Origin of the sequence: Streptomyces caniscabiei, assembly GCF_014930365.1 — a bacterium.
Lineage (GTDB): Bacteria > Actinomycetota > Actinomycetes > Streptomycetales > Streptomycetaceae > Streptomyces > Streptomyces caniscabiei.
Genome location: NZ_JABXWI010000003.1, coordinates 657,863 through 680,992, shown reverse-complemented (window position 1 = coordinate 680,992; position 23,130 = coordinate 657,863). Strand labels below are relative to the sequence as shown.

Sequence of the window (23,130 nt, the reverse complement as noted above, 5' to 3'; positions counted from 1 at the left end):
CTCATCACCCTGTGCAACGATCCCCCTCCCGGCGGTCCTCTAAGGCCCCGGACACCCTGGCGGGAGTCCGGACCCAGGGCTCGCAACAGTACTCCATTCGGGCCACTTGCGTGGATCGGCACGCCGCCCAACTTCTCATGGGAGACGTCGATCCGCTGCCGGAACAGACCTTTTCGCGACCCCGGGAGGGGGTGCTTCACATGATCACCAGAACCGCCCGCCGGGCTACGCCCCGAGCACCCGGCGCAAGTAGTCGTTCTGGAAACGCCGTTCGGGGTCGAGCCGGTCACGCAGCGCGGTGAACTCGCCGAAGCGCGGGTAGACCTTGGCGAAGTAGTCGGTGTCGCGCGTGTGCACCTTGCCCCAGTGCGGCCGTCCCTCGTGCGCGGTGAAGATCCGCTCGGCGGCGGTGAAGTACGCCTGATAGGGCGTGCCCTTGAACATGTGGACGGCGACGTAGGCGCTCTCCCGGCCGGAGGCGGTGGAGAGCGTGATGTCGTCGGCCGGGGCCGTGCGCACCTCGACGGGGAAGCTGACGCGCAGCTTCGAACGGTCGACCATCGCCTTGAGTTCACGCAGCGTGTCCACAAGGGCCTCGCGCGGCACGGCGAACTCCATCTCCACGAACCGCACTCGGCGCGGAGAGGTGAAGACCTTGTAGGGGATGTCGGTGTAGGTCCGCGCGGACAGGGCGCGGCTGGAGATCTGCGCGATCGTCGGGATGGTGGCGGGGACCGCCTGGCCGACCCAGTTGGCCACCTGGAAGACGCCGTTGGACAGGAACTCGTCCTCGAACCAGCTGTTGAGCTGCGGCACCGGCTTCTCGGGTCCCGCGCTGCGGTTGTTGCGCTTGGTGTTGGTGTTGCCGGTGTGCGGGAACCAGTAGAACTCGAAGTGCTCGTTCTCGGCATGCAGTTCGTCGAACTCGGCCAGCACCTTCTCGAACGGCATCGGTTCCTCGCGCGCCGTGAGCAGGAAGATCGGCTCCACGGCGAAGGTGATCGCGGTGACGATGCCGAGGGAACCGATGCCGACGCGGGCGGCCGCGAAGACGTCGGGGTTCTCCGTGGCGGAGCAGGTGAGGATCGAGCCGTCGGCGGTGACCAGTTCGAGCCCTCGGATCTGGGCGGCGATCGACGCCGAGTCGCGGCCGGTCCCGTGGGTGCCGGTGCTGGTGGCGCCGGAGACCGTCTGCTCCATGATGTCGCCCATGTTCGTGAGCGAGAGCCCCTCGCGCGCGAGGGCCATGTTGAGCCTCTTGAGCGGAGTGCCCGCGGCGACCGTGACGGTCATGGCCTCACGGTCGATCTTGCGTATGCCCGTCAGCAGTTGAGGGCGGATCAGCACACCGTCGGTCGCGGCGGCCGCGGTGAACGAGTGGCCCGTCCCGACGGCCTTCACCCGGAGGTCGTCCTCGGCAGCCTGCCGTACGGCCGCGGCGAGTTCCTCGACGGTGGCCGGGGTGACCTCCCGTACGGGGCGGGCGGTGACGTTCCCCGCCCAGTTACGCCACGTGCCGCTCTTCCCGATCACTGTGGTGCTCATGGGGCCCTCCCCGCCTTGGAGCCGGCCTGCGCAGCCGGCGGTACCCGAGAAAACCGACCGCGACCGCGACGGCTCCGGAGGCCGCCGGAACCACGTACCCCGCCTTCGCCCCGGCCGCGTCGATCACCCAGCCGGAGACCGAGGACCCGAGCGCGACCCCGACCGCGAGCCCGGTGCCCACCCAGGTCATGCCCTCGGTCAGTTGCGTGCGTGGTACGTGCTCTTCGATGAGGGACATCGTCGTGATCATCGTGGGTGCGATGGAGAGTCCCGCCACGAAGAGCGCCACGGCCAGAAACGGCAAGTTTCCGACCAGTAGGAGGGGGATCATACTCACGGCCATGCCGCACACGCCCAGCAGCCACCGGCGTTCCGCCGCACCGGAGAAGCGCAGCAGCCCGAAGACGATGCCCGCGGCGCAGGAACCGGCCGCGTAGAGGGCCAGGACCACGCTCGCGGCGGCCTTGTGGCCCCGCTCCTCGGCGAAGGCCACGGTGACCACGTCGACGGCTCCGAAGATCGCTCCGGTCGCCACGAACGTCGCCACCAGGACCCGGAGTCCGGGCGAGCGCAGCGCCGAACGCCCCTTGACGTCCCGCTCGCGCGGGTGCGGCGCCGGTTCGGTGGCGCGCTGGGCCGTCAGCCAGAAGACCCCGGCCGCCAGGAAGCAGGCGGCGAGCAGCGGACCGGCCTCCGGGAACCACGCCGTGGACAGCCCGATGGAGATGATCGGCCCGAAGATGAAGCACACCTCGTCGACGACGGACTCGAAGGAGTACGCGGTGTGCAGTCGCGGGGTGTCCCGGTAGAGCGCCGCCCAGCGCGCCCGGGTCATCGCCCCGAGGCTCGGCACACAGCCGATGCCGGCCGAGCAGAGGTACAGCACCCAGTCCGGCCAGCCGTAGTGAGCGGCGAGCAGGAGTCCCGCGGCGGCGGCCAGCGCCACGAGGGTCGCCGGACGCAGCACCCGCCGCTGCCCGTACTGGTCCACCAGACGCGAGATCTGCGGGCCGAGCACGGCGGCGGACAGCGCGATGGTCGCCGAGAGCGCGCCGGCCAGGCCGTACCGCCCGGTGAGCTGGGAGATCATCGTGACCACGCCGATGCCCATCATGGACAGCGGCATCCGGCCGAGGAGACCCGCGGCGGTGAAGCCCTTGGTGCCGGGGACGGCGAACAGGGCGGTGTAGGGGCTGGGCACGGGGGCTCCGGTCGTTCCGGGAAGCGGAGGGACGAGTTCCTCGTAAGGCGCGAACTCCGTCGATACAGCTTACGAGTGAGGTCACCCTAAGTCATCCTCGGGGATGGGCCGGGATCCCGCCCGTCGGTGCCGGGGTGGCAGGATCGACGACATGCCACACGCGCACGACGCCACCCCCTACGACGCCCTGCTCCTGCTCTCCTTCGGCGGCCCGGAAGGCCCGGACGACGTGGTCCCGTTCCTGGAGAACGTGACACGCGGTCGCGGCATCCCCAAGGAGCGCCTCAAGGAGGTCGGCCGGCACTACTTCCTGTTCGGCGGGGTCAGCCCCATCAACGACCAGAACCGCGCCCTGCTGGACGCCCTCCGCAAGGACTTCGCCGAGCACGGCCTGGACCTGCCGATCTACTGGGGCAACCGCAACTGGGCGCCCTACCTGACCGACACCCTGCGGGAGATGGTCGGCGACGGCCGCCGCCGCATCCTGGTCCTCGCCACCAGCGCGTACGCCTCGTACTCGGGCTGCCGCCAGTACCGCGAGAACCTGGCCGCCTCGCTCGCCGCCCTGGAGGCCGAGGGCCTGGAGCCGCCGCGGATCGACAAGATCCGGCACTACTTCAACCACCCCGGCTTCCTGGAGCCCATGATCGACGGCGTCCTGGAATCGCTCGCCGACCTCCCCGAGGACATCCGCGACGGCGCCCACCTCGCCTTCTGCACACACTCCATCCCCAACGCCTCGGCGGACACCTCCGGCCCGGCCGAGGACCACGGGGGCGGCGGGGCGTACGTCGCCGAGCACCTGGACGTCTCACGGCTCATCGTCGACGCCGTGCGCGAGCGGACCGGCGTCGAGCACCCCTGGCAGCTCGTCTACCAGTCCCGTTCCGGCGCCCCGCACATCCCCTGGCTGGAGCCGGACATCTGCGACCACCTGGAGGAGCGGCACGCGGCCGGCGTCCCGGCCGTCGTGATGGCACCCATCGGGTTCGTCTCGGACCACATGGAGGTCCTGTACGACCTCGACACCGAGGCCATGGCCAAGGGCGAGGAACTGGGCCTGCCCGTCCGCCGCTCGGCCACGGTGGGCGCCGACCCCCGGTTCGCCGCCGCCATCCGCGACCTGGTCCTGGAGCGGGCGGCGGTCGAGCGCGGCGAGGACGCGGTCACCCCCTGCGCCCGCGGCGCCCTCGGCGCGAGCCACAACCTGTGCCCGGTCGGCTGCTGCCCGGCCAGGACCCCGCAGCCCGCCGCCGCGGGCGCCGACAGCCCGTACGCGTGAGGAGCACCGTGACCGACCAGCCCGAGCGACCGGACGGCCTGAAGGCCGAACTGCTGGAGATCGCCCTGGACGCCGCCCGCCGCGCGGGGGACTTCCTGCGCGACGGCCGGCCCGCCGACCTGGGCGTCGCCGCCACCAAGTCCAGCGCGGTCGACGTCGTCACCGAGATGGACATCGCCTCCGAGAAGCTGATCACCGGCCTGCTGGCCGAGCGCAGGCCGCACGACGGCGTGCTCGGCGAGGAGGGCGCCAGCGTCGCGGGCACCAGCGGCGTCCAGTGGGTGATCGACCCCCTCGACGGCACCGTCAACTACCTCTACGGACTGCCCAGTTGGGCCGTGTCCATCGCCGCCCGGGTGGACGGCGAAACGGTCGTGGGCGTGGTCCACGCCCCGGTGCGCGGCGAGACCTTCCGGGCCGTCCTCGGTGAGGGCGCGTTCCTGAACGACCGCCCCGCGCGGGTGGGCCCCGCCCCGGCGCCGGAGCTGGCGCTCGTCGGCACCGGCTTCGGCTACCGCGCCGAGCGCCGGGCCAAGCAGGCCGACGTGCTGCGCGAGCTGATCCCCCACGTCCGAGACATCCGGCGTGGCGGCTCGGCGGCGATCGACCTCTGCGACGTGGCCGTGGGGCGCATGGACGCGTACTACGAGCGCGGCCTGAACGAGTGGGACTACGCGGCGGGCGACGTCATCGCCCGGGAAGCGGGCGCCCTGACCGGTGGCCGCCCCGGAGAGCCCCTGTCGACCGACCTGACCATCGCGGCCCCACCCGGTCTCTTCGAGGCCCTCCAGACCCGCCTGGACGCCTTGGGCGCCTGGCACGACTAGGACCACCACAGAGCGTCACCCGGAGCCACCAGCAGAGGGCGCCCTACGGCGAGTGAGCCGAAGGGGCGCGCCTGTGTCGAGAGCCCGAGCGCGCGGAGGCCCGCAGGGTCGAGCACGGTCGGGCTCTCGACACAGGCTTCTGCGCCCCGGAGGCGAACCGAGCCCCAAAAAAGAGAGCAGCCCCCGGACTGGATCTGCCGGGGGACTGCTGTCATGCGTATGAGCCGGATCAGAAGCTGTACGCGCCGACCTCCACACCGTGGTCGGCGGCGAGGCGGCGCAGGTCGTCGAGTTCGCCCTGCTCCACCTCGACGAGGAAGTCGTCGCCCTCGTCGCGAGCCCTGGTCAGGTCGGACTCGGTCGCCCTTATGCGCTGCAGAAGTCCTGCGGTGAATGCGTCCATGCTGCGCCCCCTCGTCCTGGGTCGTGGGTCGTTGGCACGGGGGTGTGCCGATCGGAAGGGGCGATCACGTCTCCTGGGATGCCCAGCGCCACCCCGGCCGGGCGGCGACGGTGCCGGACACCCACGCCCACTCTGCGGAAAAGCGGTTGGCCCGTACCGCATGGTGGTGCGGCACAAGCAGAGCGTGATCGCGGGGTGTAAAGCCGTCCTCCCCCCGCTCTCTCTGACGGAAACCTCAACCGGACGAAAAAGTCCCGCATTCCCGGTTCCCCGCCCTCGCTCTTCCTGCCCGAGGTCGTCTTACAGCCGACTTACGGCCGAAAAAGGCAGGATGGAGGTCACACACCCACGAACACCCTGCCCCTGCGCGCCTGTGACGCGCTACGCGGGTGGACAGAGGAAGGACAAGCGACGTGCGCGTACTCGTCGTCGAGGACGAGCAACTGCTCGCCGATGCGGTGGCCACCGGACTGCGCCGGGAGGCCATGGCCGTCGACGTCGTGTACGACGGTGCGGCCGCCCTGGAACGCATCGGCGTCAACGACTACGACGTGGTCGTCCTCGACCGCGACCTCCCCCTGGTCCACGGCGACGACGTCTGCCGCAAGCTGGTCGAGCTGGGCCTGCCCACGCGCGTGCTGATGCTCACCGCGTCCGGCGACGTCAGCGACCGCGTCGAGGGTCTGGAGATCGGCGCCGACGACTATCTGCCCAAGCCCTTCGCGTTCAGTGAGCTGATCGCACGCGTGCGTGCCCTCGGCCGGCGTACGAGCATGCCGCTGCCGCCCGTCCTGGAGCGCGCCGGCATCAAGCTCGACCCCAACCGCCGCGAGGTCTTCCGCGACGGCAAGGAGGTCCAGCTCGCGCCGAAGGAGTTCGCGGTCCTGGAGGTGCTGATGCGCAGCGAGGGCGCGGTCGTCTCGGCGGAACAGCTGCTGGAGAAGGCCTGGGACGAGAACACCGACCCGTTCACCAACGTCGTACGCGTGACGGTCATGACGCTGCGCCGCAAGCTCGGCGAACCGCCGGTCATCGTCACCGTGCCCGGTTCCGGCTACCGGATCTGATCCGCGATGGCCACGACCCCCGCGCCCCCGCTGGCGCCCCCGAAGCCCACCTGGGACCCCAGGCGGCCCCAGAACCCGCTCCCGTGGTTGCGCCCGACCATCCGGATACGGCTCACGTTGCTGTACGGCGGCATGTTCCTGATCGCCGGGATCCTGCTGCTGTCGATCATCTATCTGCTGGCCGCCCAGGCCGTGAACACGGGAAACGCGCCGCTGTTCAAGATCGTCGGCGGCACGGACATCAGTGTCACCAGCGAGAAGTGCCCGGCGGTCGACGCCGGCTCGACCAATGTGCGGCTCTCGGACTTCAACGCCGCGATCTCCGCCTGCATCGACGCCCAGCGCCAGGTCGCCCTGGACACCCTGCTGAGCCGGTCGCTGCTGGCCCTGCTCGGGCTCGCCGTGATCGCCTTCGCCTTCGGGTACGCGATGGCGGGCCGGGTGCTCGCGCCGCTGGGCCGGATCACCCGCACCGCGCGCGCGGTGGCCGGCTCGGACCTGTCGCGCCGGATCGAGCTGGACGGTCCGGACGACGAGCTGAAGGAGCTCGCGGACACCTTCGACGAGATGCTGGAGCGGCTCCAGCGGGCCTTCACGGCCCAGCAGCGCTTCGTGGGCAACGCCTCGCACGAGCTGCGGACCCCGCTCGCGATCAACCGCACGCTCCTCGAGGTGCACCTCTCCGACCCGAACGCGCCGACCGAACTGCAACAGCTGGGGAAGACGCTGCTGGCCACCAACGAGCGCAGCGAGCAGCTCGTCGAGGGTCTGCTGCTGCTGGCCCGCAGCGACAACCAGATCGTCGAGCGCAAGCCGGTGGACCTCGCCGAGGTCGCGTCGCGGGCCATCGACCAGGTGCGCTCCGAGGCGGACGCCAAGAAGGTGGAGCTCCGCGGCGAGCGGGCCCCCGCGGTCGTCCAGGGCAACGGCGTCCTGCTGGAGCGGATCGCGCTGAACCTCGTCCAGAACGCCGTCCGGTACAACGTGCAGGGCGCGGGCGGCTGGGTGGAGGTCACCACGGAGCTCCAGCACGGTCAGGCCCTGCTGGTGGTCACGAACACCGGGCCCGTGGTCCCGGCGTATGAGATCGACAATCTTTTCGAGCCGTTCCGGCGGTTGCGTACGGAACGCACGGGCAGCGACAAGGGGGTGGGCCTCGGTCTGTCGATCGTCCGGTCCGTGGCCCGCGCGCACGGCGGTCACATCGCCGCCCGGCCACGCGAGGGAGGTGGGCTGGTGATGCGTGTGACCCTGCCGGTCTGAGAAAATGACCCCCGGTTCCGGGACGTGTTCGCTTTGCGCGGAATTTCCTGGGTACCTGATCGAAACGGTCGTGCACGACCGATGTGTGATCGATCACAGAGGCGATTTTCCAGCCATCTACCGAGCGTGATCATGTGGCCGTCGTAAAGCCGGGAAAATCCGGGTTTTCGGGGGTTGAGATCACGGGAAGTACATGCTGAGGCGCCTTTGAAATGCAGCCTCAGGACCGTGTACGGTCCCGTTCGCCATCCAAGCCGATCACTCTTGAGGAGTCCGGTTGGGTGTCGATTGAGTAACAGACCTTGATGTGAGGCAAAATCTCCGCCTCAGGTCGGGCACAAGTCCGGCCTCTCACGCGTTACGTGCGCTGGAGACACCGCAGACACCCAGAGGGGGAGAGCGACATGGCAACGGATTACGACACCCCACGCAAGACCGACGACGACGTCGACTCGGACAGTCTTGAAGAGCTCAAGGCACGCCGGAACGACAAGTCGACCTCCGCCGTGGACGTCGACGAGTTCGAGGCCGCCGAAGGCCTGGAACTGCCCGGGGCCGACCTCTCGAACGAGGAGCTGGCCGTCCGGGTGCTGCCCAAGCAGCAGGACGAGTTCACCTGCATGAGCTGCTTCCTGGTGCACCACCGCAGCCAGCTGGCCCGCGAGAAGAACGGTCAGCCGATCTGCCGCGACTGCGACTGAGGCAGGGTCGGCCGTGACTGGCTCGACCCCTCCTTGGAAGCGCCGCTCCCGCAAGGGGGCGGACCAGGGGCCGCAGGGCCCCGACGGCGTGCGTGACGACGAGCGGGGCTCCTCCGAACAGGGAGCGGCCTCGCTCGAACGTGCGTCCGGCACGGCGTCGGACAGTGCCACGGACGAGCAGGGACGCCTGCCCGTTCCGGTGGAGAATCCGGCGCCGGTCGCCAGCCGGCGCGCGGCCACCGTCGCCGCCGTCCGGGACGGAGTGAGACAGGGCCTCAAGGTCGGGGCCCGCAAGAGCGGTGACCGGGCCCGAGCGGGGCTCGCGTACATCACCGACCGTGTCATCGAGATCGCCCCGCGGATCCCCGTACGCGATCTCGCGACCCTGCGCGCCCAGTTCCCGGGGCTGGGGCCCGAGCAGATCGCCGACAAGCTGGTGGCGGGGGCCGCCAACGCGTCCTCCACGGTCGGCGCGGGTGTCGGGGCCGCCGCGATGCTGCCGGCGCCGCCCGCCATGCCCGCGGAGCTGGCCGCCGAGATCACCGGCGTCGCCGCGATCGAGCTGAAGCTCATCGCCGAACTGCACGAGGTGTACGGGGCGCGGCCGCCGGGGAATCTGCGGCAGCGCAGCACCGCGTATCTGGACTCCTGGTCCGGTGAGCGCGGGATCGACGTGATGAAGCCGTCGACGATCAACTCGGCGCTCGGCGGGCAGATGAAGCGGCAGCTGCGGCAGCAGATCATGAAGCGGATGGTGCGGAATCTGCCGAACCTGATGCCGTTCCTGGTCGGCGCCGCGGTCGGGGCGGTCATGAACCGCCGGGACACCAAGCACCTCGCCGAGCGGATCCGTAAGGACCTGCGGCGGATGCAGGTGCCGTGGGAGGCACTGCCGGAACTGCCACCGCTGGAGAAGCCGGTGGATCCCCTGACGGTGGGGGAACTGCCCAAGGAGCTCGGTGGGGGCGGCCGCGACGAGCCGTAGCGCCGCACGGTCGCCGGGCGGGCGGGCGGGCGGGAACGGTGGGCGGCGAGGAGCTGGGGCGCAGGCTCGGCGGCAAGGGGCCGGCGAGCGGTAGGAGTTCAGCTGGAGAACCGGGCCGACGGCGGGCGGGTGCGCCGTCCGCACCCGTCGCGCCGCGGCGGGGCTGTCTCGCGGTGCGGCCGGCCGCGGGTCGCCTCGGCGGTCGCAGGTGCGCGTCGTGTCGGTGTGCGTGGCCGTCGGGTCGCGCTACGCCGCCGTCTCCTTCGCTGCCTGCAGGGCCGCGGCCACCTGTTCCGGGTTCCGGGTCGACAGGTAGACGTACGGCGTCGGGTCCGTCGGGTCGGTGACCGGGATGCGGAGGGCCGTGGGGATGTAGGCGCGCAGGAGCATGAAGGCGTGCGGGTTGGCCTTGTGGGTGCGCCAGGCCTGGGCCTCCTCCCGGTCCAGGATCTCCGGCTCGCCGAGAGCGGTCACCGGGATCTTCGCCTCGCCCGCGATCAGGGAGTCACCGACGACGCGGATCCGGACCGAGCCGTACGAGCTGGTGACGACCGCCGCGACCGCGGTCCCGCCGGCGAGACCGCCCAGCAGGGGGAGCGTGCCGAACGGCAGCAGGATGAGGGCCATCGAGACGCCGACCAGGAAGCACACCAGCCACCACGTGCGGGGAGCGGTGAGGCGTTCTTCGTACGGCGGGACGGAGAGCTGCATGGCGTCAAGCTTGGCATGCGGACCCTCCGGCCCCCGAAGTAGGGGCGTCCGAGGGGAAACCCTGTCCGTAGGGGCGATGGCCGGACGCTGACGGACGGGTAAGGTCTGCGGCTGTGAGAGGTACTTCCGCGGCCCTGCGGCCCCCGGCGGACGCCACGGCGCCCGTACGCCATCCCGAGGCACCAGCCCCCGGTGAGCTGCTCGGCGCGCACTACGGGCAGTGTTTCGGCTGTGGTGACGAGCAGCCCCACGGGCTGCACCTGGAGGCGAGGGCCGGTGAAGGCGTCACTCTCACCGCCGAGTTCACCGTGCGGCCCGCGCACCAGGGGGCTCCGGGGCTCGCCCACGGCGGGATCCTGGCCAGCGCCCTCGACGAGACCCTCGGCTCCCTCAACTGGCTGCTGCGCACCATCGCGGTGACCGGACGGCTGGAGACCGACTTCATGCGGCCCGTCCCCGTGGGCACCGTGCTGCATCTGCGGGCCGAGGTCACGGCGGTGGCCGGGCGGAAGATCTTCGCGGCCGCCGAGGGACGCATCGGCGGCCCCGACGGACCGCTCGCCGTCCGCGCCGACGCGCTCTTCGTCGAGGTCAAGGTCGACCACTTCATCGACCACGGCCGCGAGGAGGAGATCCAGGCGGCCATGAACGACCCCGACCAGGTCCGGCGGGCCCGCGCCTTCGAGGTGAACCCGTGAGCGGCGGCCGCCCCCCTCTCGACGTCCTGATCCGGCGCGTCGACCCCGACGTGCCGCTGCCGGACTACGCGCGGCCCGGCGACGCGGGCGCCGATCTGCGCACCACGGAGAGCCGGGAGTTGAAGCCCGGTGAGCGGGCCGTGCTGCCCACGGGAGTGTCCATCGCGCTCCCCGAGGGGTACGCGGCGTTCGTGCACCCACGGTCGGGGCTCGCCGCCCGCTGCGGCGTCGCCCTGGTGAATGCCCCGGGGACGGTTGATGCCGGGTACCGTGGGGAGATCAAGGTGATCGTGGTGAATCTCGACCCGTATGAAGCCGTACGGTTCGAGCGCTTCGACCGGATTGCCCAACTGGTCGTCCAGCAGGTCGAGAAGGTGCGCTTCCAGGAGGTGGCGGAGCTTCCCGACTCGGCGCGGGCCGAGGGGGGCTTCGGGTCCACCGGCGGTCATGCCGCCGTGGACGGCGAGAGCGGCACAAGCAGCACAAGCGGCACAACGGGTGGGAATCGATACGCTTCGGTCGTATCCGACCGGGAAGGACAGTGACGTGTTCGGACGTCGCAAGAAGAAGGGTTCCGCCGAGGACGCGGCGGACGCGGCGAGCGAGGCCGAGCAGGTCGACGGCGTTGCCGGGGAAGCCGACGCCGAGGCGGGCGTGGAGCGGGAGCGCGTGCGGCTCGAGCCCGAGCCCCGGCCCGACGGGCCGTGGGACAGCACCGAGGTGCGCGAGCCCGGCGAGGGCCGGGTGGATCTCGGCGGCATCTTCGTGCCCGGAGTCGACGGCATGGAGCTGCGGGTCGAGGTCGCGGGTGACGCGATCGTCGCCGCCACCGTCGTGCTGCGCGACAGCGCGGTCCAGCTGCAGGCCTTCGCCGCGCCCAAGCGCGAGGGCATCTGGGGCGAGGTCCGTGAGGAGATCGCCTCCGGCATCACCCAGCAGGGCGGGGTCATCGACGAGGTCGAGGGCCCGCTGGGCTGGGAGCTGCGCGCGCAGGTGCCGGTGCAGCTGCCGGACGGCACGGGCGGTTTCCAGGTGGTCCGCTTCGTCGGTGTGGACGGGCCTCGCTGGTTCCTGCGCGGAGTGATCTCCGGGCGGGGCGCGGTGGAGCCGCAGACCGCCGGGCTGCTGGAGCAGATCTTCCGGGACACGGTCGTCGTCCGCGGCGAGGGCCCCATGGCTCCGCGTGACCCGATCGTCCTGAAGCTGCCGAACGACGCGCAGATGGTTCCCGAGGGTGTCCAGCAGGAGGAGCAGGCCGGTTCCCGCTTCTCCGGCGGCATGGGACAGCTGCAGCGCGGACCGGAGATCACCGAGGTCCGCTAGCCGTTCCGGCCGAGGTCGTACGAGAACCGCGTCGGTCCGCGTGGCGGGCCGCCCCGGTTCCCGGTGCCCTCGCTGGGCGTCGGCGTCAGGGTTCTGTCAAAGAGGCGGCCTCCGGTCGCCTCTGCCCGTTTTGCCGTGATTATTGGCCGTAAGGTCGACGCTGCGTAGGCAGTGGTCACGGGAAGACAATGGGGACATGGGACGTGGGAAGCTTCGGATCTACCTCGGCGCGGCGCCGGGCGTCGGCAAGACGTACGCGATGCTGTCCGAAGCGCACCGCCGGATCGAACGCGGCACCGACTGCGTGGTGGCCGTGGTCGAGCACCACGGCCGGCCGCGCACCGAGGTGATGCTGCACGGGCTGGAGCAGATCCCGCGCCGGACGCTGGAGTACCGGGACGCGGTCTTCACCGAGATGGACGTGGACGCCGTCCTCGCCCGGCGGCCCCGGGTCGCCCTCGTGGACGAGCTGGCCCACACCAATGTGCCCGGCTCCCGTCACGACAAGCGCTGGCAGGACGTCGAGGACCTGCTCGCCGCCGGCGTCGACGTGATCTCCACCGTCAACATCCAGCACCTGGAGTCGCTCGGTGACGTCGTCGAGTCGATAACCGGCGTACGGCAGCGCGAGACCGTCCCCGACGAGGTGGTGCGGCGGGCGGACCAGATAGAGCTGGTCGACATGTCGCCGCAGGCCCTGCGGCGGCGGATGGCGCACGGCAACGTCTACCAGCCGGACAAGGTCGACGCCGCGCTGTCGAACTACTTCCGCCCCGGAAACCTGACCGCGCTGCGGGAGCTGGCCCTGCTCTGGGTCGCGGACCGGGTCGACGAGTACCTCAACGCCTACCGCAGCGAGCACCAGGTGTCGCGGATCTGGGGCTCCCGCGAGCGGATCGTGGTCGGCCTGACCGGCGGCCCCGAGGGGCGGACCCTCCTCAGGAGAGCCGCCCGGCTCGCCGAGAAGGGCGCCGGCGGCGAGGTCATGGCCGTCTACATCGCCCGCAGCGACGGGCTGACCTCCGCCTCGCCCAGGGAACTCGCCGTCCAGCGCACCCTCGTCGAGGACCTCGGCGGCACCTTCCACCACGTCGTCGGCGACGACATCCCCGCCGCGCTGCTGGCCTTCGCGCGCGGGGTGAACGCCACCCAGATCGTGCTGGGCGTCTCGCGCCGCAAGAGCTGGCAGTACGTCTTCGGGCCGGGCGTCGGCGCCACCGTCGCCCGGGACTCGGGACCCGACCTGGACGTCCACCTGATCACGCACGACGAGGCGGGCAAGGGACGCGGACTGCCCGTCGCCCGGGGCGCGCGGCTCGGCCGGGCCCGCACGATCTGGGGCTGGTCGGTCGGGACGGTGGGGCCCGTGCTCCTCGCGCTGCTGCTGGCCCGGTCCGAGGCCGACCTCGGCCTCGCCAACGACCTGCTGCTCTTCCTGACGCTGACGGTGGCCGCGGCCCTGCTCGGCGGTCTGCTGCCCGCCCTGGCGGCGGCCGTGCTCGGCTCGCTGCTGCTCAACTGGTTCTTCACCCCGCCCGTGCACACCCTGTCGGTCGACGACCCGGCGAACATCGTCGCCATCGCGGTCTTCATAGGGGTCGCGGTCGCGGTGGCCTCCGTGGTGGACCTCGCGGCCCGGCGCACCCACCAGGCGGCCCGGCTGCGCGCCGAGTCGGAGATCCTGTCCTTCCTCGCGGGCAGCGTGCTGCGCGGGGAGACCAGCCTGGAGGCCCTCCTCGAACGCGTGCGCGAGACCTTCGGGATGGAGTCCGTGGCCCTGCTGGAGCGCGAGAGCGATGTCGCCCCGTGGACCTGCGCGGGCAGCGTGGGGCCACGGCAGATGGACCGCCCCGAGGCCGCGGACGTGGACATGCCGGTCGGGGACCACATGACCCTCGCGCTCTCCGGCCGCGTCCTGCCCGCCGAGGACCGTCGGGTGCTGGCCGCGTTCGCCGCCCAGGCCGTCGTCGTCGTGGACCGGCGGCGTCTCCAGCAGGAGGCCGACCAGGCCAAGGCGCTGGCCGAGGGCAACCGCATCCGCACCGCGCTGCTCGCCGCCGTCAGCCACGACCTGCGCACCCCGCTGGCCGGGATCAAGGCCGCCGTGTCGTCCCTGCGCTCCGACGACGTGGCCTGGTCGCCGGAGGACGAGGCGGAACTCCTCGAAGGCATCGAGAACGGCGCCGACCGGCTCGACCACCTGGTGGGCAATCTCCTCGACATGTCCCGGCTCCAGACCGGCACGGTCACCCCGCTGATCCGCGAGATCGACCTCGACGAGGTCGTGCCGATGGCGCTCGGCGGTGTCCCCGAGGGCAGCGTCGGCCTGGAGATCCCCGAGAGCCTGCCCATGGTCGCCGTCGACCCCGGGCTGCTGGAGCGCTCGGTCGCCAACATCGTCGAGAACGCCGTCAAGTACAGCCCGCCCGGCACGCCCGTCCAGGTCTCCGCGAGCGCCCTCGGCGGCCGCGTCGAGGTCCGGGTCACCGACCGCGGCCCCGGCGTCCCCGACGAGGCCAAGGAGCGCATCTTCGCCCCCTTCCAGCGCCACGGCGACGCCCCGCGCGGAACCGGCGTCGGCCTGGGCCTCGCCGTCGCCCGCGGCTTCGCCGAGGCCATGGGCGGCACGCTCGCCGCCGAGGACACCCCCGGCGGAGGACTCACCCTGGTGCTCACCGTGCGGGCCGCACGCAACGGCTCCGGGCCCGATACGGCCCCGTCCGCGGGCACCGGCCCGGCCGCGGACACGTCTACGTCGGCAGAGGCCGCCCCGTCGGCGGGGACGGCCACCGTCGCACCGGCCGGCACGGCCACCACGGCAGAGAGGCGAACCACATGAGGCGGACCCCATGACCAGGGTGCTCGTGGTCGACGACGAGCCGCAGATCGTGCGCGCGCTCGTGATCAATCTGAAGGCACGCAAGTACGAGGCCGACGCGGCCCACGACGGGGCGAGCGCGCTCGCCCTCGCCGCCGCCCGGCACCCCGACGTCGTCGTCCTCGACCTCGGGCTGCCCGACATGGACGGCGTCGAGGTGATCAGGGGACTGCGCGGCTGGACCCGGGTGCCGATCATCGTGCTCTCCGCCCGGCACACCTCCGACGAGAAGGTCGAGGCCCTGGACGCGGGCGCCGACGACTACGTCACCAAGCCCTTCGGCATGGACGAGCTGCTCGCCCGGCTGCGGGCCGCCGTCCGTCGCGCGGAACCCGTGGGCGGCGAGGAGGGCGACGTCATCGTGGAGACGGACGACTTCACCGTCGACCTGGCCGCGAAGAAGGTGAACCGGGACGGCAGGGACGTCCGGCTGACCCCCACCGAGTGGCACCTCCTGGAGGTGCTGGTCCGCAACACCGGGCGCCTGGTCAGCCAGAAGCAGCTGCTCCAGGAGGTGTGGGGGCCGTCGTACGGGACGGAGACCAACTACCTGCGGGTCTACATGGCCCAGCTGCGGCGCAAGCTGGAGGGCGACCCGTCACGGCCCAGGCACTTCATCACCGAGGCGGGGATGGGGTACCGCTTCGAGAAGTGAGACGCCCGGAGGTGCGCGCGGGCGTGGCGGTGCGGCCCGTGCGCGCGGGCTCGGGTACGGGGGTGCCCGGGTACGGGGGTGCCTGACTGTCGGCGGGCCCCGGTACGCTTTTTGTCATGAGTGCTGTTCCTCGTTCCGAGAAGCCGGCGGGCCGGTTCCGGCGCATGCTCGACCGGCTCTCCTCCTCCCAGACGGACCTGGAGTCGGAGGAGCTGCGCGAGGACGCCGTGACCGCGGGCTGCACGCGTATATGTGACTGCCACGACCGACAGATAGTGACCGTTACTGGTACCTTGCGCACGGTCACGCTGCGCCCCCGGGCCGGAGTCCCGGCCCTGGAGGCAGAGCTGTTCGACGGTTCGGCCGCCCTGGACGTGGTGTGGCTGGGCAGACGCTCCATCGTCGGCATAGAGCCGGGGCGCAAGCTGATCGCGTCCGGCCGGATCTCGATGAGCCGGGGCCGTAGGGTGCTGTTCAATCCGAAGTACGAACTCAGACCGCTCGGACGGGAGTAGCCGGTGACGTCGCTCGACAAGCCGACGGAAGACGCCCAGCGTGGCGTCCAGGACGCCCAGGGCGAAGAGGACGGCTCGCACGACTCCAGGGCGGTGACCGAGGCCGCGCTGTTCGAGGCGTTCGGCGGCGTACGCGGCATGGTCGAGACCGTGCTCCCGGGCCTGCTCTTCGTCTCCATCTTCACGATCAACAAGGACCTGCACTCCGCGGCCCTCGCGGCCCTCGGCGTCTCCGTCCTGCTGGTCGTGGTGCGGCTGGTCATGAAGGACACCGTCAAGCACGCCTTCAGCGGTGTCTTCGGGGTCGCCTTCGGTGTGGTCTTCGCGATGATGACGGGCAACGCCAAGGACTTCTATCTGCCGGGCATGCTGTACACGCTGGGCCTCGGGCTCGCGTACATCATCACCACGCTGGCCGGTGTGCCGCTGATCGGTCTGATGCTCGGCCCGGTCTTCAAGGAGAACCTGTCCTGGCGGACCCGCAACCCCGGACGCAAGAAGGCGTACGCGAAGGCGAGTTACGCCTGGGGCGCGATCCTGCTCGGCAAGTGCGCGATCCTCTTCCCGCTCTACTGGTGGGCCGACACCACACAGCTGGGCTGGGTCCTCATCGCCCTGAAGATCCCGCCGTTCCTGCTCGCCGTCTGGCTGACCTGGATCTTCCTGGCCAAGGCGCCGGCCCCGATCGACGTGTTCGCGGAGATGGAGGCGGAGGAGCGCGCGGAGGAGGAGCGGAAGGCCGCCGCCCGGGCGGGCGAGTAGGCACACGCACCCCAGTACGTGACACGAAGGGGCGCCCCGCATCGGCGGGGCGCCCCTTCGTCGTCGTACCGTCCCCGCGTCAGCTCGTCGCGTCCTCGCGGCGGACCGACAGCAGGTCCTCCAGCTGCTCCTCGCGGGCCTGGGCGGCCACGAAGAGGAGCTCGTCGCCCGCCTCCAGGGAGTCGTCCGCGGTCGGGGTGAGGACCCGGGTGCCGCGGATGATGGTGACCAGGGAGGTGTCCTCCGGCCACTCGACCTCACCGACCTGGGTGCCGGCCAGCGCCGACTCGGGCGGCAGGGTCAGCTCGACCAGGTTGGCGTCTCCGTGGCTGAAGCGCAGCAGCCGGACCAGGTCGCCGACGCTGACGGCCTCCTCGACCAGCGCCGACATCAGCCGGGGGGTCGACACGGCCACGTCCACGCCCCAGGACTCGTTGAACAGCCACTCGTTCTTGGGGTTGTTGACGCGGGCGACGACCCGCGGAACGCCGTACTCCGTCTTCGCCAGCAGCGAGACGACCAGGTTGACCTTGTCGTCGCCGGTCGCGGCGATGACGACGTTGCAGCGCTGGAGCGCCGCCTCGTCCAGCGACGTGATCTCGCAGGCGTCGGCCAGCAGCCACTCCGCCAGGGGAACGCGCTCCACCGAGATGGCGGTCGGCGCCTTGTCGATGAGGAGGATCTCGTGACCGTTCTCCAGCAGTTCACCCGCGATGGAGCGGCCGACCGCTCCGGCTCCGGCAATGGCGACCCTCATCAGTGACCGCCCTCCTCGTCGGGGCCCTCGGCGAAGGACGCCTCGACCTTCTCCACGTCGTCCGTCCGCATCATCACGTGCACGAGGTCGCCCTCCTGCAGCACCGTCTGCGAGCTCGGCAGGATCGCCTCGCCCAGGCGGGTCAGGAAGGCGACACGGACACCGGTCTCCTCCTGCATCTTGCTGATCTTGTGGCCCACCCAGGCCGACGAGGCGTGCACCTCGGCGAGCTGCACCCCGCCGGTGGGGTCGCGCCACAGCGGTTCGGCACCGGACGGCAGCAGCCGGCGGAGCATCTGGTCGGCTGTCCAGCGGACCGTGGCGACCGTCGGAATGCCCAGGCGCTGGTACACCTCGGCGCGGCGCGGGTCGTAGATCCGTGCCGCCACGTTCTCGATGCCGAACATCTCGCGGGCGACCCGGGCGGCGATGATGTTGGAGTTGTCGCCGCTGGAGACGGCCGCGAACGCGCCCGCCTCCTCGATGCCCGCTTCCCGCAGGGTGTCGCGGTCGAAGCCGATCCCGGTGACGCGCCGGCCGCCGAAACCCGAGCCCAGACGACGGAAGGCCGTGGGGTCCCGGTCGATCACGGCGACCGTGTGCCCCTGTTGCTCCAGGGTCTGGGCGAGGGTGGAACCCACTCGCCCGCAGCCCATGATGACGATGTGCACGACCGTCCTTCCGGTGTCAATAGCTACTGTTCAGCCGAAACGTCGAAAACAGGGTCTCAGACCGTCGCCCAAGCTACACACGCGCGGTCCGCCGGGGGCACCCCCGTGCACCCATGGGTCACATCGTGGGACGTCGACGACTGATCCGGCGGACGCTGACCCCCGTCAGCAAGCCGAGTCCGACGAGGGAGGCGAGAGCGCCGATCAGCTCAGCGGTCGCGGCCTGCATGGGGCCTCCAGGGGAGTGAGTGGGGTGAGAGGGGTGAGAGGGCAAGAACGTCACGGGTTCCGTCGGGGGCCCGGCGTACACGCGGCACGAGCACGGGATCGACGGGACTCGTCATCGGGATGCGTCATCGGGATTCGTCATATAGACGTGAGGACGCAGCCCATCACACCGGAGGATGCGTGACGTGACGCACTTCGCAGTCGTCGGCTGACCGATTTCACCCCGGGGCCCGCCGGGATTTCACCCGGATGTGCCCAGAACCAGTCGGGGCGCTTACGATCCTCTGCGTGTCCAAACTGACCGACGTGCCCAAACGGATTCTGATCGGGCGCGCTCTGCGCAGCGACCGGCTGGGCGAAACGCTCCTGCCGAAGCGCATCGCACTCCCCGTCTTCGCCTCCGACCCGCTCTCCTCCGTGGCGTACGCCCCCGGCGAGGTGCTGCTGGTCCTCTCCATCGCGGGCGTGTCGGCCTACCACTTCAGCCCCTGGATCGCCGTCGCGGTCGTCGTGCTGATGTTCACCGTGGTGGCGTCCTACCGGCAGAACGTGCACGCATACCCGAGCGGCGGCGGCGACTACGAGGTGGCGAACACCAACCTCGGCCCCAAGGCCGGCCTCACCGTCGCCAGCGCGCTCCTCGTCGACTACGTCCTCACCGTCGCCGTGTCGATCTCCTCGGGCGTGGAGAACCTCGGTTCGGCCATCCCCTTCTTCGTCGAGCACAAGGTGCTGTGCGCGATCGGCATCATCGTGCTGCTCACGCTGATGAACCTGCGCGGGGTGAAGGAGTCCGGGAAGCTCTTCGCGATCCCGACGTACGTCTTCGTCGTCGGCGTCTTCCTGATGATCGCGTGGGGCGCGTTCCGGGGCCTGGTCCTCGACGACACCATGCGGGCGCCGACCGCCGACCTGGAGATCAAGCCCGAGCACCAGGGGCTGGCCGGGTTCGCGCTGGTCTTCCTGCTGCTGCGGGCCTTCTCCTCCGGCTGCGCCGCCCTCACCGGCGTCGAGGCGATCTCCAACGGCGTCCCCGCCTTCCGCAAGCCCAAGTCGAAGAACGCGGCCAGCACGCTCGCCGCGATGGGTCTGCTCGCCGTCACGATGTTCTGCGGCATCATCGGCCTCGCCATGGCCACCGATGTGCACATGGCCGAGAACCCTGCGGTCGACCTGGTGCGCGACGGCACCCCGGTCGGCGACTCCTACGTCCAGAACCCGGTGATCTCCCAGGTCGCGGCGGCCGTCTTCGGTGACGGCACCTTCCTCTTCGTCGTCCTGGCCGCCGCCACCGCGCTGGTCCTGTTCCTGGCCGCCAACACCGCCTACAACGGCTTCCCGCTGCTCGGCTCGATCCTCGCCCAGGACCGCTACCTCCCGCGCCAGCTGCACACCCGAGGCGACCGCCTCGCCTTCTCCAACGGCATCGTGCTCCTCGCGGGTGCCGCCGTCCTCCTGGTGTGGATCTACGGCGCCGACTCCACGCGCCTCATCCAGCTCTACATCGTGGGTGTGTTCGTCTCCTTCACGCTCAGCCAGACCGGCATGGTCCGGCACTGGAACCGGCACCTGCGGACGGAGAAGGACCAGGCCAAGCGGCGCCACATGGTTCGCTCCCGCGCGATCAACGCCTTCGGCGCCTTCTTCACGGGCCTGGTGCTGATCGTCGTCCTGGGCACCAAGTTCACGCACGGCGCCTGGGTCGCCCTGCTCGGCATGGTGATCTTCTACGCGACGATGACGGCCATCCGTAAGCACTACGACCGGGTCGCGGCGGAGATCGCCGCGCCGGAGGGGCCGAGCGACGACGTCGTACGGCCGTCGCGGGTCCACTCCGTGGTTCTGATCTCCCGGATCCACCGGCCCACCCTGCGCGCCCTCGCCTACGCCAAGCTGATGCGCTCCCACACGCTGGAGGCCCTCAGCGTCAACGTCGACCCGGTGGAGACCAAGGCGCTCCAGGAGGAGTGGACGCGGCGCGGCATCGACGTCCCGCTGAAGGTCCTGGACTCGCCGTACCGCGAGGTCACCCGGCCGGTCATCGAGTACGTCAAGGGGCTGCGCAAGGAGTCCCCGCGCGACGCGGTGTCGGTGATCATCCCCGAGTACGTGGTGGGCCACTGGTACGAGCACCTGCTGCACAACCAGAGCGCGCTCCGGCTCAAGGGCCGGCTGCTCTTCACGCCGGGGGTCATGGTGACCTCCGTGCCCTACCAGCTGGAGTCCTCCGAGGTCGCCAAGCGCCGGGCGCGCAAGCGGCAGGAGTGGAGCGCGCCGGGCTCGGTGCGGCGTGGTCCGGCGCACGAGCGGCCCAAGGAGTCGGCGGCGAAGTCGGCCAAGCCGTCGGCCGGTTCGTCGGCGGGTTCGTCGGCCGACGAGAGCTGACGCTCGCACGAGACCGACGTTCGTGGTCAACGGCCGGACCGCACCCACGTAGACTGGTGGGCTGTTGTCCGGCCGTTGTCGCGTTCCTCATCTCCTGGAGTCACCCCACCATGCAGGCAGAACCGAAGAAATCGCTGGTGGGGGAGGAGTACGAGGTCGAGGTGGGCCCCGTCGCCCACGGCGGCCACTGCATCGCCCGTACGTCCGAGGGACAGGTCCTCTTCGTCCGGCACGCGCTGCCCGGCGAGCGGGTCGTGGCCCGGGTGACCGAGGGCGAGGAGGGCGCGCGCTTCCTGCGGGCGGACGCGGTCTCGGTCCTGTCGGCCTCCAAGGACCGCGTCGAGGCCCCCTGCCCCTACGCCGGCCCCGGCCGCTGCGGCGGCTGCGACTGGCAGCACGCCAAGCCGGGCGCCCAGCGCCGTTTCAAGGGCGAGGTCATCGCCGAACAGCTCCAGCGCCTCGCGGGTCTCACCCCCGAGGAGGCGGGCTGGGACGGCACCGTGATGCCGGCCGAGGGCGACAAGCTGCCGGCGGGCGAGGTCCCGGGGTGGCGGACGCGGGTGCAGTACGCGGTGGACGAGTCGGGGAGGGCGGGGCTGCGCAAGCACCGCTCGCACGAGGTCGAGCCGATCGACCACTGCATGATCGCGGCGCCGGGGGTGTCCGAGCTGGGCATCGAGAAGCGCGACTGGACGGGCATGGCGTCCGTCGACGCGATCGCGGCGACGGGTTCGCAGGACCGTCAGGTCATCCTGGAGCCCCGGCCGGGCGCGCGGCTGCCGCTCGTGGAACTGGACAAGCCGGTGTCGGTGATGCGGGTCGAGGAGAAGGACGGGGGCGTGCACCGCGTCCACGGGCGCCCCTTCGTCCGGGAGCGCGCGGACGACCGTACGTACCGGGTGGGCAGCGGCGGGTTCTGGCAGGTGCACCCGAAGGCCGCCGACACGCTGGTCAAGGCCGTGATGCAGGGTCTGCTGCCGCGCAAGGGCGACATGGCGCTGGACCTCTACTGCGGCGTCGGGCTGTTCGCGGGCGCCCTCGCCGACCGCGTCGGCGACAAGGGCGCGGTGCTCGGCATCGAGTCCGGCAAGCGCGCGGTCGAGGACGCGCGGCACAACCTCGCCGACTTCGACCGGGTACGGATCGAACAGGGCAAGGTCGAGGCGGTGCTGCCGCGCACGGGCATCGAAGAGGTCGACCTCATCGTCCTGGACCCGCCGCGCGCCGGCGCGGGCCGGAAGACGGTCCAGCACCTGTCGTCCCTGCGCGCCCGCCGCATCGCCTATGTGGCCTGCGACCCGGCGGCGCTGGCCCGGGACCTGGGGTACTTCCGTGAGGGCGGGTACCGGGTGCGGATGCTGCGGGCGTTCGACCTGTTTCCGATGACTCATCACGTGGAGTGTGTCGCCATCCTTGAACCGGCCGCAAAGGGCTCCTGACCTGGGATTTTGCGCGTGCGCATTATGTGCGGTGTGGGCGTTACGGGCGATATCTTGACGCTGAAATGACGCTCGTGACGCTCATTTGACGCTCGTCCTGATGAGGTGTCAGGTGACCTGTTGGGCAGGTCAGGCCCTGTAAGGGTGGCGTATTTCGATGAGGCGCCGAGGACGGACGACGCTCTACGCGGAGCTGCTGATTGCTGATGGCCACTTGTCCCGGAAGGGACCAGTCAGGGCCGTGACCTGCCGCGACGGGCGGTCGCGGGTCGCTGACCTGTGTGAATGGCCTTTCGGCTGTTTCACGCTCGTACCCGTCGCTGCAGCCGGAAGTCCCAGAAGTGTCCCGGCGAACTCCCACGGCCCCTAGCCACCCTTTCGGCTCTATGTGGGAAGTCGAAACGTGCACAGGGCTCCGGTAGTTGGTGGCCCAAGGATCGCCTCACAAGGTCTCGGTACAGGAAGGTCGGGGTCGGCCGTTGCCGTCCGGCTGGCCTCACCGACGAGGGCCCTGTCGTCGTTGACCGGGTGGGACTCTCTGGTAAGGAGCTCTAGTCGGCCGCCCGTGGTTGGAGGCAGATCGGCTGCTCATGGCACGGCGAAACTCGTGCGCTCGTCCACGTCGTGAATGACTTCGACGCCGTCGGCCTACCCCACGACGAACACACCGACGACCACCTCGCAGCCCATGGCCCTGCGGACGCGGCGTCCCGCCGACTTCGACACCCGCTCACGACACTGTGCGACGCACACTTGGGACTGCCTCCGGTTACCCCTGGCGGACTGCCCGCACGGCGCAGGGGCGGCAACAGCGACGCAGCCCTGCGCCGTGCG

Annotated in this window: 21 protein-coding genes; 15 read left to right on the top strand and 6 right to left on the bottom strand. The window is 70.9% G+C overall.

What is annotated here, in order from left to right:
* Positions 1 to 225 precede the first annotated feature (225 nt).
* Both HW837_RS11160 and HW837_RS11155 read right to left on the bottom strand, forming a co-directional pair.
* Positions 226 to 1,545 carry a D-arabinono-1,4-lactone oxidase gene (locus HW837_RS11160; RefSeq protein ID WP_045561070.1) on the bottom strand — a complete coding sequence of 440 codons (1,320 nt, stop codon included), beginning with the start codon at positions 1,543 to 1,545 and terminating at the stop codon, positions 226 to 228.
* Positions 1,505 to 2,746, bottom strand: coding sequence for an MFS transporter (locus HW837_RS11155; RefSeq protein WP_045561069.1), 1,242 nt, complete (start codon positions 2,744 to 2,746; stop codon positions 1,505 to 1,507). The genes HW837_RS11160 and HW837_RS11155 overlap by 41 nt, the downstream gene beginning before the upstream one ends.
* A gap of 151 nt (positions 2,747 to 2,897) precedes the next feature.
* On the opposite strand from HW837_RS11155, the gene HW837_RS11150 reads away from it, so the two are divergent.
* Together HW837_RS11150 and HW837_RS11145 are read left to right on the top strand one after the other, a co-directional pair.
* Positions 2,898 to 4,028, top strand: coding sequence for a ferrochelatase (locus HW837_RS11150; protein ID WP_193381268.1), 1,131 nt, complete (start codon positions 2,898 to 2,900; stop codon positions 4,026 to 4,028).
* A gap of 8 nt (positions 4,029 to 4,036) precedes the next feature.
* Positions 4,037 to 4,855 (top strand): inositol monophosphatase family protein, encoded by an 819-nt coding sequence (locus HW837_RS11145; RefSeq protein ID WP_045561173.1) that lies wholly within the window; start codon positions 4,037 to 4,039, stop codon positions 4,853 to 4,855.
* 229 nt (positions 4,856 to 5,084) lie between these two features.
* On the opposite strand, the gene HW837_RS11140 is transcribed toward HW837_RS11145, so the two are convergent.
* A complete protein-coding gene (locus tag HW837_RS11140; RefSeq protein WP_177261959.1) occupies positions 5,085 to 5,258 on the bottom strand; it encodes a hypothetical protein in 174 nt (57 codons plus the stop codon).
* A gap of 413 nt (positions 5,259 to 5,671) precedes the next feature.
* Here HW837_RS11140 and HW837_RS11135 point away from each other — a divergent pair, with 413 nt between their 5' ends.
* The 4 genes from HW837_RS11135 to HW837_RS11120 all read left to right on the top strand — a co-directional run bounded on the left by HW837_RS11135 (position 5,672) and on the right by HW837_RS11120 (position 9,274).
* A complete protein-coding gene (locus HW837_RS11135) occupies positions 5,672 to 6,325 on the top strand; it encodes a response regulator transcription factor (protein WP_045561067.1) in 654 nt (217 codons plus the stop codon).
* A 6-nt stretch (positions 6,326 to 6,331) separates the two neighbouring features.
* Entirely contained in the window at positions 6,332 to 7,588 is a 1,257-nt protein-coding gene (locus HW837_RS11130) for a sensor histidine kinase (RefSeq protein ID WP_045561066.1), read from the top strand.
* A 404-nt stretch (positions 7,589 to 7,992) separates the two neighbouring features.
* The gene (locus HW837_RS11125; RefSeq protein ID WP_005481602.1) at positions 7,993 to 8,289 is read left to right on the top strand and encodes a DUF4193 domain-containing protein; all 297 of its coding nucleotides are present in this window, start codon (positions 7,993 to 7,995) and stop codon (positions 8,287 to 8,289) included.
* A gap of 13 nt (positions 8,290 to 8,302) precedes the next feature.
* Positions 8,303 to 9,274, top strand: coding sequence for a hypothetical protein (locus HW837_RS11120; RefSeq protein ID WP_193381267.1), 972 nt, complete (start codon positions 8,303 to 8,305; stop codon positions 9,272 to 9,274).
* 246 nt (positions 9,275 to 9,520) lie between these two features.
* Here the strand turns inward: HW837_RS11120 and HW837_RS11115 are convergent, their stop codons facing one another.
* On the bottom strand, positions 9,521 to 9,985 hold the full coding sequence (locus tag HW837_RS11115; protein WP_193381266.1) for a DUF3093 domain-containing protein: 465 nt from the start codon (positions 9,983 to 9,985) through the stop codon (positions 9,521 to 9,523).
* A gap of 113 nt (positions 9,986 to 10,098) precedes the next feature.
* Between HW837_RS11115 and HW837_RS11110 the strand changes: the two genes are divergently transcribed.
* The 7 genes from HW837_RS11110 (at position 10,099) to HW837_RS11080 (ending at position 16,816) form a co-directional block, all read left to right on the top strand.
* On the top strand, positions 10,099 to 10,683 hold the full coding sequence (locus tag HW837_RS11110; protein ID WP_045561064.1) for a PaaI family thioesterase: 585 nt from the start codon (positions 10,099 to 10,101) through the stop codon (positions 10,681 to 10,683).
* Positions 10,680 to 11,228: a dUTP diphosphatase gene (gene dut, locus HW837_RS11105; protein ID WP_045561063.1), complete on the top strand. Its 549-nt coding sequence runs from the start codon at positions 10,680 to 10,682 to the stop codon at positions 11,226 to 11,228. Before HW837_RS11110 ends, dut begins: the two co-directional genes overlap by 4 nt.
* Position 11,229: 1 nt before the next feature.
* Positions 11,230 to 12,006, top strand: a complete 777-nt coding sequence (locus HW837_RS11100; RefSeq protein WP_045561062.1) for a DUF3710 domain-containing protein — start codon at positions 11,230 to 11,232, stop codon at positions 12,004 to 12,006.
* Positions 12,007 to 12,202: 196 nt separating this feature from the next.
* Positions 12,203 to 14,845, top strand: a complete 2,643-nt coding sequence (locus tag HW837_RS11095) for a sensor histidine kinase (RefSeq protein WP_093790475.1) — start codon at positions 12,203 to 12,205, stop codon at positions 14,843 to 14,845.
* A gap of 10 nt (positions 14,846 to 14,855) precedes the next feature.
* Positions 14,856 to 15,539 (top strand): response regulator, encoded by a 684-nt coding sequence (locus tag HW837_RS11090; RefSeq protein WP_060886564.1) that lies wholly within the window; start codon positions 14,856 to 14,858, stop codon positions 15,537 to 15,539.
* 116 nt (positions 15,540 to 15,655) lie between these two features.
* Positions 15,656 to 16,054 (top strand): OB-fold nucleic acid binding domain-containing protein, encoded by a 399-nt coding sequence (locus HW837_RS11085; RefSeq protein ID WP_078853766.1) that lies wholly within the window; start codon positions 15,656 to 15,658, stop codon positions 16,052 to 16,054.
* A gap of 3 nt (positions 16,055 to 16,057) precedes the next feature.
* Entirely contained in the window at positions 16,058 to 16,816 is a 759-nt protein-coding gene (locus tag HW837_RS11080) for a DUF3159 domain-containing protein (RefSeq protein ID WP_045561058.1), read from the top strand.
* 79 nt (positions 16,817 to 16,895) lie between these two features.
* Here the strand turns inward: HW837_RS11080 and HW837_RS11075 are convergent, their stop codons facing one another.
* Together HW837_RS11075 and HW837_RS11070 are read right to left on the bottom strand one after the other, a co-directional pair.
* A complete protein-coding gene (locus tag HW837_RS11075) occupies positions 16,896 to 17,573 on the bottom strand; it encodes a potassium channel family protein (protein ID WP_045561057.1) in 678 nt (225 codons plus the stop codon).
* On the bottom strand, positions 17,573 to 18,244 hold the full coding sequence (locus HW837_RS11070; protein ID WP_045561056.1) for a potassium channel family protein: 672 nt from the start codon (positions 18,242 to 18,244) through the stop codon (positions 17,573 to 17,575). Before HW837_RS11070 ends, HW837_RS11075 begins: the two co-directional genes overlap by 1 nt.
* A gap of 516 nt (positions 18,245 to 18,760) precedes the next feature.
* Here HW837_RS11070 and HW837_RS11065 point away from each other — a divergent pair.
* Together HW837_RS11065 and HW837_RS11060 are read left to right on the top strand one after the other, a co-directional pair.
* Positions 18,761 to 20,857 (top strand): APC family permease, encoded by a 2,097-nt coding sequence (locus HW837_RS11065; RefSeq protein ID WP_045561055.1) that lies wholly within the window; start codon positions 18,761 to 18,763, stop codon positions 20,855 to 20,857.
* A gap of 110 nt (positions 20,858 to 20,967) precedes the next feature.
* Positions 20,968 to 22,296, top strand: coding sequence for a class I SAM-dependent RNA methyltransferase (locus tag HW837_RS11060; protein ID WP_045561054.1), 1,329 nt, complete (start codon positions 20,968 to 20,970; stop codon positions 22,294 to 22,296).
* Positions 22,297 to 23,130: the final 834 nt, after the last annotated feature.